The sequence below is a fragment of the Microbacterium sp. Bi128 genome, from assembly GCF_918698205.1.
The window spans coordinates 46,491-57,534 of record NZ_CAKKMM010000001.1; the positions used below are offsets into that span (position 1 = coordinate 46,491).

Below are 11,044 nucleotides of genomic sequence, written 5' to 3' on the forward strand. Positions count from 1 at the left end.
TACGGCGGACGAAGGGCTCTTAGCGTGCCGGAGTTGCGGACCGCCGAAGCCGTCGAGCTGCTTCCCGCCGTCGTTCTGGGCGTCGCTCGCGAAGTCGGATCTCGCGCTCTCATCATCAAGGGACAGGGCCTCTCCATCCAGGGTCTACGCCCTCCCCGTACTTCCGGCGACGTCGACATCTGGGTGGCACCGGCAGACTTCGAGATATTCGTCACTGAGATGAAGTCGCGCGGCTGGTACGACCGCGACGAGAAGGTGCTTGCGCCCCTCACCGGGCCGGCCAGCGTTTTCACGGTTCACTCGGTCACCCTCAACGGGCCGGGCTGGCCGATCGCGTTGGACGTCCACCGGTGCTACCCCGGCTTCTTCGCCCCGCCGACGCACCTTTTCGACGAGATCTGGGCCGCAAGAGAGTTCGTCGAGTTGGGTGGACAATGGTGCCCCGTCCCCCAAACCGCCGATCACTGGCTCCTCGCGATGCTCCATTCTCTCCGCGATGGCAATGTCGCCCAGCTGGAGCAACTCGAGGAAGGGGCTCGGAACATGCCCCCCGAGGCCTTCCTGAGTCTTCGAGAGCGAGCGGTGACGCTCGGGGCAGCGCAGCCCCTTCGCGAGCGCCTCGGATCGTGGGGGTGGCAGTTCGCGCCCCCGGGCCGCGAGGAAAAGCGACTTCTCGCGGAATGGGATCTCGCGATCTCCGATGCGCCGCACGGCGATCTCGCCCATGTTTCCGAACTGGTCCGCGCCCGCGGGTGGGTACGATTCGTCGTGGTATGGCGCGCAGTCTTCCCTCCCGAGAAGACGTTCCGCCTTTTCCACGAGGTGGGTCCTGGCCGTTGGGGCCTCTTCCTTGCGTACGCGCGACGCTGGAAGGGTGGCGTCGCCGCTATTCCTCGAATGGTGTCCTATGCGCGAAGAATGGGTCGCTTCAGCCGGAGAGAAGACTCCGCATCCTCAGCAACGAACCAGACCCCGCTGACCTAGATCTACGAGGAACGCCTCCACGTCGTTTGCGATGTCGTCGTGCAGAGACTCCGCTTCCTCACTCAGTCGCGCGACGATCTGTGCCGCGGAGATCGGCCCGCTCTCCGCGACGATCGACCAGATGGCCGCTCCCCAGCCGTCCAGCACCACGGGGGGTTCCATTGACCCGCGACGGGCGAGATAGACCTCAGCTTGGTCGGTCGTCGCACATACGACGTCATCGCCGAGGCTCCATTGCGCCTCGGCGGCCATCACACCAAGCTCGCGGAGCGACCGAACAGCGTGATTCAGCCGAGTCGGTGCGAAGCCCAACGACCGGGCGAGCTCGTCCCCGGGTGTTCCATTCAGCCGGCACCAGACCGTCAGGAGGTCATCAGCCAGGATAACGAGTCGATTGTCCTGCGTGAGAACGACTACTGAGGTCGCGGCCCGCACTGCTTCCTTCACGCCTCCGCGCCACAGCCCGTCCGGCCGCGCGGAAGTGGAACGCCGAGAAAGGTCTAACCCGCCGTTCCAGGGAACGCGAGCCGGGGCGGCCGAGAAAACGACGAGCCCGATCTTCGGTCCCATCGGCATTTGCTCGTCAATCATCGCGCGCAGAAAAGACAAGAGCCCGGGGCGATCGGCTCCCCGGACGGTCGACTCGAAGGCCCTGTGGATCGCCTCGGCGCCACCGAGGGAGCTGTCTTCGGCAACGAAGGCTACGCCGGAAAGTTCTCGCAGCCGTCCGTTGGAGTCAACACGCCCGGCACGATCAACGGCGATCTGCCTCCCCTCCGCTTCCGTCCCGCCGACGACCAAGACGAGTTCACCGGTCTCGACGTCCCGTAGCGCGCCCCGAACAAGCCAGATGTGCTCCCGCAGGGTTTCGTGCGTCACCGGTGTTCCGTCCTTCCTCCGTCGTCTCATCCCTTTCGATACTGCCATCCGTGCCGTGACGGCCGGGGTCAGGCCCTCGGTATCATGAGCCGGACCCGTAGTCCTGTTCCAAACAGAACAGTGGGGGCCGACGGCAGAGGAGACTGGGACAATGCAGTTCGCCACGCCCGATCCTCCCTCGATCGATGCCCTCGGGGCGCAGTTCCGGCTTACGGGTGCTGGCCAGCTCCCGGAAGAGACTCGGGGATTGATTGCAACAGTATGGCGGGACTGCCTCGTCCCGACCGGCGTGGGCGGCCCCCTTCGCACGCTCGAGGTCTCCGAGACGATGTTCTCCGACCTCGCTCGCGGCCTCTCCGACCTCTCCACCCAGGTCACCCTCGCCGCCCTGGATGCACTCCGGGGTACTCGGCTCCTCCTCCACGCCGCGGGTGTCACCGCAGACGATGGACGCGTCCTCGCGCTGGTCGGTCCCTCCGGGCGCGGTAAGACGACCGCCGCGACCCACCTCGGCCGGCACTTCGGGTATGTCAGCGACGAGAGCGTCGCAGTCGACCTCGACCTGGCCGTGTGGCCGTACCGCAAGCCGCTGTCGGTGATCGTCGACGGAAAGCCGTTCAAGCAGCAGATCGCTCCGAGCGACCTGGGCCTGCGGCCGCTCCCCGATGCGCCCTTGCGTCTGGCCGGCATCACCCTCCTGGACCGACAGCCCGACACGGACGACCCCGGTCTTCGGACCGTCGATCTCATCGACGCCATCTGCGAGCTGACCCCGCAGATCAGCTATCTGCCCGAGCTCCCCTCCCCCCTGCAGTACGTCGCGCGAATCGTCGATCAGGTGGGTGCCGTCACGCGGCTCGTCTACCGGGATGCCGCTGAGCTGCCCGAGATGGTGACGGCGATGTTCGCATCGCAGCCCGCCGCCGCTCAGGAGTGGTCGGTGGCGCCGCGCCCTGCGCAGACGGGCCCCTGGCGCTGCGCCGAGGTCGACGACGCGATCCTGGTCGAGGGCCGCGCATGCATCCTTCGCGATGGCGTCGTCACCGCCCTCGACCACCGCGGCTGTCTCGTCTGGAGAATGTGCCTCGAGGGCGCGACGTCCGAGCAGATCACGGCGGCGGCGATCACCGCGTTCGGCGCCCCGGCCGACGGCGCGGCCGCGGAGCTGATCGCCCAGACGCTCGACGAGCTCCGCACCCACGGCTTCGTCTCGCCCGCATGACCTCCTCCGCCGACACCACGGTCCGGCCGACCCGCTGGCGACGCGTCCGTCGTTCCCCCCTCACGCATCTCGCGCTGGCTCTCCTCCTGCTCGCACTCGTGCAGGGTTTCGTGATTAAGCCGTTCCAGGTCCCGTCCGAGTCCATGTCCCCCACCCTGGAGACCGGTGACCGCATCCTCGCGAGCCGCATCGCCTACTCCGTCTCCGCTCCCGGGGCCGGCGACATCGCGGTGTTCTCACGCCCGGAGAGCTGGGGCCCGACTGCGGAGCGCAGCCCTCTCCGCATCGCGGTCGGGTGGGTCGGCGACATCGTCGGGTTCGGCCCGAGCAATCACGATGCGCTCGTCAAGCGCATCGTCGGCGAACCGGGGTCGACCGTCCGCTGCTGCACCGACCAGGGCGCGGTCGAGGTGAATGGCATCCCTCTCGCCGAAGAGTACGTCGTGAACGATCTTCCCTTCACCCCCGGGGTGAGCGACTGCACCACCACCCCCCTGTCGCCCCGCTGCTTCGGACCGATCACCGTTCCCGACGGAGAGTTCCTCGTGATGGGCGACAATCGGGCGAATTCCGCTGATTCGGTGATCGCCTGCCGAGGAATTCCCTCTGCGTCGGCCGGGTGCGCGCGCTTCGTCCCCCGCGGGGACATGCTCGGGAAAGTCGTCTCGATCGTGTGGCCGCTCGACCGCCTCCGCCTGTTCTCCGACGGCGGCTGAACGCGCCGTCTGCGGAGGACGCGGCCCCGGATGCCACGACCCTGCGGCGCGGTCGTCCGCAGCGCCTCTCAGCCCGCTGCGGCGAACAGCGCACCGCAGGACGCGTCGACCGTGACCGGAGTCTCCGACGCCGTGGGCGTGTGCCGCAGCTGCAGTGGACCGAGCGGACCCTCGGGCAGCTGGACGGTCGACGACACCGTCCGCGACTGCCCCTGAGGGACCACCACGAGCCGGCTCAGCGCGCTGTTGCCGTCCTGGGATCCGGAACGGTCGAAGCCGGACTCCTCGCTCGTCGCGGGTTCCGTCGCGATCACCTGACCGCCCGGCGGCGCGAAGAACAGCACGTCCAGCATCATCGACGTCCGGGGCAGACCGAAGTTGCCGTTCCGGGCGCCGAGCGTGTACTTGCTCTGGATACTGTCGGGGATCGAGTTCGTCAACGTCGTCGTCGTCGTGATCGTTCGCGCGGTGGCGTCGCACGTGGCCGCGACCGATTGGCCGAGGTGGTACTCGAGCTTCCCGACCGAGTAGTCGTTGAGGTAGGTCCCCACCTGCGTGGCCTCGGTGTTCTCCGTGCGCAGAGCGCCGTCCAACCCGAGCTCCCTCGAGAGTCGCTGCGCCTCCTCGTCCGTGAACGACAACAGCAGACGCTGCTCCTGCGCCGAGGTGCTGAGCGCGTCCAGCATCTTCGCCGGATCCCACGCGCCCGAGGTCAGGTGGCTGAAGACGGCCCGCGAAACCTCGGAGAAGAACACATCCGAGTCGCGACCGGAGGGGAACCGCTCGTATGCGTCGCTGAGCAGCACCTTCACGGCGTTGTCGCCGGTGATCTGCTCGCCCGCGACGTCCACGGGACCCGCGACCGCGAGCATGTGCGACAGCACGACCGGATCGATGGAGATCACCCCGTCGAACCGTTCGCCGTTCGTCCTGCTCCACAGGTCTTGGAAGAGCTGCACGGTCGTCGGGTAGCTCGGCGTCATCGTGTAGTCCTGCGAGTAGCGCGCGAACGTGGACGGATACAGACCGAGCGTCTCCGCGGGGATGTCGCTGAACTGCTCTCCCGCGGTGCCTTCCTCGTAGAACGTCGCCGAACTCGCCTGGTCCAGCAGCTCGAACTTGCCCTGGTCGACCTTCATGATGATGCTCGCCGCCGGGTTTCCGCCGGTGGCCCGGATCTCGGCGTTGTTCTGAAAGACGATGAGATACGTCTTGCTCCCCTCGCCGCCCGCCATGCTCAGCAGGGTCGGCAGGTACCGGTTCACGACGTCGAGGGTCGGGGCCGTCCGATCGATGACGTCGCGGATCTCGCCCACCGGTCCCGCGACGGGTCCGAGGAGCTGATCCGACCGGATGCCGTCCGTCTCGGCCTTCGCGGCCGCGAACGCCTGCGACACGGCGGGGATCGACGCCTGCGCTTGCTGGAACGGCTGAAGATCGAACCCGCCGCCCTCGAGCGCGAGCTTCTTGATGTCGAGGTCGGCGATCATCTGCATCCCGGGCGGCAACGCGTCGCGCACGAGGATGTCGACCGCCCGGGTCACGCGCGAGACGGCATCGATGTTCGCCCCGACGACGGGGACGTCGGATGCCATCTGCCACAGGGGCCCCTGCACAGTCGCGGCTGCGCGGGCTGTGCGCACGCTCACGTCTTCCGCGGCCGCCTGGAGGCCTGCCTCGTCCTTCGCCTCGACGAGGGACGTGAGCTTTCCGAGGACGGCCTTCGAGGCCAAGAGGTCTTCGCGCACCTCCACGGCCTGGACGGTCAGGGTGGCGCCCAAGACGCCGACCACCGCGACCGTTCCGCCGAGGACACCCAGCACTCCTCCCACGACCCAGGGCCACGCGCGCCGACGACGCGACGTCGCCCCCGTCCCCTCGGTGGTGTCCGCGCCGTGCTCCGCCGCGAGGGCGGAGGACTCGGCGTCGTCGCGCGGACTCGACGACGCACTGTTCCTGGCATCCCGACGGAGGTTCTCACCCATGCGGTGAATCCTAGGTCAGACGACCTGGACGGCTTCTGTTCGCCCGCCCATCGGCATCGCGATCTCTCACACGAAGAGGGGCGCCAGCGCGAAGCCGATCCCGACGAAGACCGAGCTGAGCCCACCGATGATGGGCAGGGCCGTCGTGCCCGGCCGGCGGCCGACGAGGTACCCGACGACGGCCAGCACCACCCCGACCCCGGCGACCGTCAGGCCGAGCAGCGGCGCCCGGTCGACGATCGTGGCGGAATCGGCCTGGAGGAGCAGCAGCGCACCGATCGCCGGCACCCCGGCCGCCGCGATCGCGAGCAGGAGGGACACGACGCCGAGGATGCGGGAGAGCGGCTTCACCCGAGCGACTCTACCCGGCGACATCGCACGGCCCCGAAGGGCGACCCCCACGCACGACGAAGGGCCGGGCCCGAAGGCCCGGCCCTTGCCGGTCAGTCCGAAGAGGACTTACTTGAGGATCTTGGTGACGGTACCGGCACCGACGGTGCGGCCACCCTCACGGATCGCGTAGCCGAGGCCCTCTTCCATGGCGATCGGCTGGATGAGCTCGACCGACATCTCGGTGGTGTCACCGGGCATGACCATCTCGGTGCCCTCGGGCAGCGTGATGACGCCGGTCACGTCCGTGGTACGGAAGTAGAACTGCGGGCGGTAGTTCGTGAAGAACGGGTTGTGGCGGCCGCCCTCTTCCTTGGACAGGATGTACGCCGTGCCCTCGAAGTTGGTGTGCGGGGTGACCGAACCGGGCTTCACGACGACCTGGCCGCGCTCGACGTCGTCACGCTTGGTGCCGCGCAGGAGCAGACCACAGTTCTCGCCGGCCCAGGCCTCGTCGAGCTGCTTGTGGAACATCTCGATACCCGTGACCGTGGTCTTCTGCGTCGGGCGGATGCCGACGATCTCGACCTCGGAGTTGATCGCGAGGGTACCGCGCTCGGCGCGACCCGTGACGACCGTTCCACGACCGGTGATGGTGAAGACGTCCTCGATGGGCATGAGGAACGGCTTGTCCTTGTCACGCACCGGGTCGGGGATGGACTCGTCGACGGCCTCCATGAGCTCGACGATCGAGTTGACCCACTGCTCGTCACCCTCGAGAGCCTTGAGGCCCGAGACGCGCACGACGGGGGCGTTGTCGCCATCGAAGTCCTGCGAGGAGAGGAGCTCGCGCACCTCGAGCTCGACGAGCTCCAGGATCTCCTCGTCGTCGACCATGTCGGCCTTGTTCAGCGCGACCAGCAGGTAGGGGACGCCGACCTGCTTGGCGAGCAGCACGTGCTCACGCGTCTGGGCCATCGGGCCGTCGGTCGCCGCGACCACGAGGATCGCGCCGTCCATCTGAGCGGCACCGGTGATCATGTTCTTGATGTAGTCGGCGTGACCGGGCGCGTCGACGTGAGCGTAGTGACGCTTCGGGGTCTCGTACTCGACGTGCGAGATGTTGATGGTGATACCGCGCTGGCGCTCTTCCGGCGCCGAGTCGATCGACGCGAAGTCACGCTGAACGTTGGTGGCCGACGGGAACTTGTCGGCGAGCACCTTCGAGATGGCAGCGGTGAGCGTGGTCTTGCCGTGGTCGACGTGACCGATCGTTCCGATGTTCACGTGCGGCTTGGTCCGCTCGAACTTGGCCTTAGCCACTGGGTCCTCCTCAGGACGGTCGTGCAGAGTCACGGGCGCTGGATTGCGACCGGTTCTCTACGGGGATGGTTCTCAGGTTACTAGAGAGTCGGTATTGAGTTTGAGCGGATGCCGGGAACCCGGCCGGGGCACGAGCTCCCGGCATCCGTGAGAGCGGTGTTACTCGCCCTTGTTCTTCTGGATGATCTCGTCGGCCACGGCCTTCGGGACATCGGCGTAGCTGTCGAACTCCATCGAGTAGACGGCGCGACCCGAGGTCTTCGAGCGCAGGTCACCGATGTAGCCGAACATCTCCGACAGCGGCACGTTGGCCCGGACGACCTTGACGCCGGCGGCGTCTTCCATCGACTGGATCTGGCCACGACGGGAGTTCAGGTCACCGATGACGTCACCCATGTACTCCTCGGGAGTACGGACCTCGACGGCCATGATCGGCTCGAGGATCGTGGGGTTCGCCTTGCGGACGGCCTCCTTGAAGCCCATCGAACCGGCGATCTTGAACGCCATCTCCGAGGAGTCGACGTCGTGCGAGGCACCGTCGAGCAGGATCGCCTTGACACCCACCATGGGGTAGCCGGCGAGCACGCCGACGTTCATGGCGTCCTGGAAGCCCTGGTCGGTCGGCGAGATGTACTCGCGCGGGATACGACCACCGGTGACCTTGTTCTCGAACTCGTAGGTCTTGTCGGCCGTGACCTCGAGGGGCTCGAGCGCGAACTGGATCTTCGCGAACTGACCCGAACCACCGGTCTGCTTCTTGTGGGTGTAGTCGTGGCGGTCGACCGACTTGCGGATCGTCTCGCGGTAGGCCACCTGCGGCTTTCCGACGTTGGCCTCGACCTTGAACTCGCGCTTCATGCGGTCCACGAGGATGTCGAGGTGCAGCTCGCCCATGCCCTTGATGACCGTCTGGCCGGTCTCGGAGTTCTGCTCGACGCGGAACGTCGGGTCCTCTTCCGCGAGCTTCTGGATGGCGACACCCAGCTTCTCCTGGTCGGCCTTGGTCTTGGGCTCGATGGCGACCTCGATGACCGGCTCCGGGAACGTCATCGACTCGAGGACGACCTGGTTGGCCGGGTCGCACAGGGTGTCACCGGTGGTGGTGTCCTTGAGGCCGATGACGGCATAGATGTGACCGGCGGTGACCGAGTCGACCGGCATCTCCTTGTTGGCGTGCATCTGGAAGATCTTCCCGATGCGCTCCTTCTTGCCCTTGGTCGCGTTGACGACCTGGGCGCCGGAGTCGAGGTGACCCGAGTAGACGCGGATGTAGGTGAGGCGACCGAAGAACGGGTGCGTCACGATCTTGAACGCGAGCGCCGCGAAGGGCTCCTCACGGTCGGCGTGACGCTCGATGACGATCTCTTCGTCCTTGGGGTCGTGCGCCTCGATGGCGGGCACGTCCAGGGGCGACGGGAGGTAGTCCACGACCGCGTCGAGCATGGGCTGCACGCCGCGGTTCTTGAACGCCGAGCCACAGAGGACCGGGTACAGCTCCGAGTTGATCGTCATCTTGCGGATGGCGCCCTTGATCTCGGCGACCGTGAGCTCCTCACCACCGAAGAACTTCTCGAGGAGCGCGTCGTCGGACTCGGCGACGGTCTCGAGCAGCTGCTGGCGGTACTCGGCGGCCTTGTCGGCGAGGTCGGCCGGGATCTCCTGGATCTCGTACTTCGCGCCCATGGTCACGTCACCCTTGGCATCGCCGGGCCACACCAGGGCGCGCATCTCGACGAGGTCGATGACGCCGACGAAGTCGTTCTCGGCACCGATGGGGAGCTGGATGACGAGCGGCTTGGCCTTCAGGCGGTTGACGATCGTGTCGACCGTGAAGTAGAAGTCGGCGCCCAGCTTGTCCATCTTGTTGACGAAGCAGATGCGGGGGACGTCGTACTTGTCGGCCTGACGCCACACCGTCTCGGACTGGGGCTCGACGCCCTCCTTGCCGTCGAAGACGGCGACGGCACCGTCGAGCACGCGGAGCGAACGCTCGACCTCGACCGTGAAGTCGACGTGTCCGGGGGTGTCGATGATGTTGATCTGGTTCTTGTCCCAGAAGCAGGTGACGGCGGCGGAGGTGATCGTGATGCCACGCTCCTGCTCCTGCTCCATCCAGTCGGTGGTCGCGGCACCGTCGTGCGTCTCACCGATCTTGTGGTTGACGCCCGTGTAGAACAGGATGCGCTCGGTCGTCGTCGTCTTGCCGGCATCGATGTGCGCCATGATGCCGATGTTGCGGACCTTGTGGAGGTCGGTGAGCACGTCTTGTGCCACGGGTGTCTTCCTTACCTGTTGGGAGGTTGATGCCGGGCCCTCAGCGGGTCCGTGACCGGGGTGCGGTCACGGACCCGCCGCGGGTTTTACCAGCGGTAGTGCGCGAAGGCGCGGTTCGACTCGGCCATCTTGTGGGTGTCCTCGCGGCGCTTGACCGCGGCACCGAGGCCGTTCGAGGCGTCGAGGATCTCGTTCTGCAGACGCTCGGTCATCGTCTTCTCACGACGACCCTTCGCGTAGCTCACGAGCCAACGCAGCGCGAGGGTGTTCGCGCGGTGCGGCTTGACCTCGACGGGCACCTGGTAGGTCGAGCCACCGACGCGGCGGCTCTTGACCTCGAGGGTGGGGCGCACGTTGTCGAGCGCCTTCTTGAGGGTGGCGACGGCGTCCTGGCTGTTCTTCGCCTCGACACCACGGAGGGCGTCGTAGACGATCGACTCGGCGAGGGACTTCTTGCCGTCGACCAGGATCTTGTTGACCAGCTGCGTGACGACGGGAGCGCCGTACACCGGGTCGTTGACGACGGGACGCTTCGGGGCGGGACCCTTACGAGGCATGGTTCTCAGCCCTTCTTCGCGCCGTAGCGGCTGCGAGCCTGCTTACGGTTCTTGACAGCCTGGGTGTCGAGCGCACCGCGGACGATCTTGTAACGGACACCGGGGAGGTCCTTCACACGACCACCGCGGACGAGCACGAGCGAGTGCTCCTGCAGGTTGTGACCCTCACCGGGGATGTAGGCGGTGACCTCGGTGCCGTTGCGCAGCTTCACGCGGGCGACCTTGCGCATCGCCGAGTTCGGCTTCTTGGGGGTCGTGGTGTACACGCGGGTGCACACGCCGGCCTGCTGGGGGTTCGACTTCAGCGCGGGAGCCTTGGTCTTCGAGACCTTCGGCGAGCGGCCCTTGCGAACCAACTGCTGAATGGTTGGCACGTTCTCTCCTTGTTTGTGCTGCACGGTGACAGCGTCGTGTCTCCCCCGAGACCTCGCGCATCTTGCGATTCGTGACGTGTCGGGCTCACGTGTGATCCGCCGCACGTCAGAATGATCGGACGCGGTAGTGGTGGATATGCCGTGGGGGTGACCTGTTCGCAGGTCATTCCCTGAGATGGTGCGAGCGTTGTTCCGTGCCGCCGGCCCGAGGGCATGACGCACGGCGCGCGTGAACGCACACCCGCTCAATGATACGCGCCCGAGAGGGTGCGGGCAAACGTGGCCGACCCGATGCTCAGCCCATCAGCAGGAACAGCGCGACGGCGGCCGCGGAGGCGACGACGACGATCGCCGCCAGCAGAAGGAAACCCCGCGTACGACCGCGTCGGGTCAATCGAGG

10 protein-coding genes are annotated in these 11,044 nt (G+C 66.9%); 3 read left to right on the plus strand and 7 right to left on the minus strand.

All coding sequences use genetic code 11. The features are described from left to right. Positions 1-33: 33 nt before the first annotated feature. The gene (locus LQV45_RS00285; protein WP_230005208.1) at positions 34-984 is read left to right on the plus strand and encodes a nucleotidyltransferase family protein; all 951 of its coding nucleotides are present in this window, start codon (positions 34-36) and stop codon (positions 982-984) included. Here the strand turns inward: LQV45_RS00285 and LQV45_RS00290 are convergent. Continuing rightward, on the minus strand, positions 955-1,863 hold the full coding sequence (locus LQV45_RS00290; RefSeq protein ID WP_230005209.1) for a PqqD family protein: 909 nt from the start codon (positions 1,861-1,863) through the stop codon (positions 955-957). The genes LQV45_RS00285 and LQV45_RS00290 overlap by 30 nt on opposite strands. Positions 1,864-2,014: 151 nt before the next feature. Between LQV45_RS00290 and LQV45_RS00295 the strand changes: the two genes are divergently transcribed. Then, positions 2,015-3,085 carry a hypothetical protein gene (locus tag LQV45_RS00295; RefSeq protein ID WP_230005210.1) on the plus strand — a complete coding sequence of 357 codons (1,071 nt, stop codon included), beginning with the start codon at positions 2,015-2,017 and terminating at the stop codon, positions 3,083-3,085. Beyond that, complete coding sequence (gene lepB / locus LQV45_RS00300) at positions 3,082-3,801, plus strand: signal peptidase I (RefSeq protein WP_230005211.1); 720 nt, start codon at positions 3,082-3,084, stop codon at positions 3,799-3,801. Before LQV45_RS00295 ends, lepB begins: the two co-directional genes overlap by 4 nt. Positions 3,802-3,869: 68 nt before the next feature. On the opposite strand, the gene LQV45_RS00305 is transcribed toward lepB, so the two are convergent. The 6 genes from LQV45_RS00305 to rpsL all read right to left on the minus strand — a co-directional run bounded on the left by LQV45_RS00305 (position 3,870) and on the right by rpsL (position 10,644). Then, positions 3,870-5,786 (minus strand): DUF4012 domain-containing protein, encoded by a 1,917-nt coding sequence (locus LQV45_RS00305; RefSeq protein WP_230005212.1) that lies wholly within the window; start codon positions 5,784-5,786, stop codon positions 3,870-3,872. A 66-nt stretch (positions 5,787-5,852) separates the two neighbouring features. After that, complete coding sequence (locus tag LQV45_RS00310) at positions 5,853-6,137, minus strand: hypothetical protein (protein ID WP_230005213.1); 285 nt, start codon at positions 6,135-6,137, stop codon at positions 5,853-5,855. A 108-nt stretch (positions 6,138-6,245) separates the two neighbouring features. Further along, entirely contained in the window at positions 6,246-7,439 is a 1,194-nt protein-coding gene (gene tuf, locus LQV45_RS00315) for an elongation factor Tu (protein WP_077050668.1), read from the minus strand. A gap of 159 nt (positions 7,440-7,598) precedes the next feature. Next, on the minus strand, positions 7,599-9,713 hold the full coding sequence (fusA, locus tag LQV45_RS00320) for an elongation factor G (RefSeq protein WP_138176932.1): 2,115 nt from the start codon (positions 9,711-9,713) through the stop codon (positions 7,599-7,601). A gap of 86 nt (positions 9,714-9,799) precedes the next feature. Then, entirely contained in the window at positions 9,800-10,270 is a 471-nt protein-coding gene (gene rpsG / locus LQV45_RS00325; protein WP_022878284.1) for a 30S ribosomal protein S7, read from the minus strand. Between the two features lie 5 nt (positions 10,271-10,275). Next, entirely contained in the window at positions 10,276-10,644 is a 369-nt protein-coding gene (gene rpsL, locus LQV45_RS00330; protein WP_013584051.1) for a 30S ribosomal protein S12, read from the minus strand. Positions 10,645-11,044 lie beyond the last annotated feature (400 nt).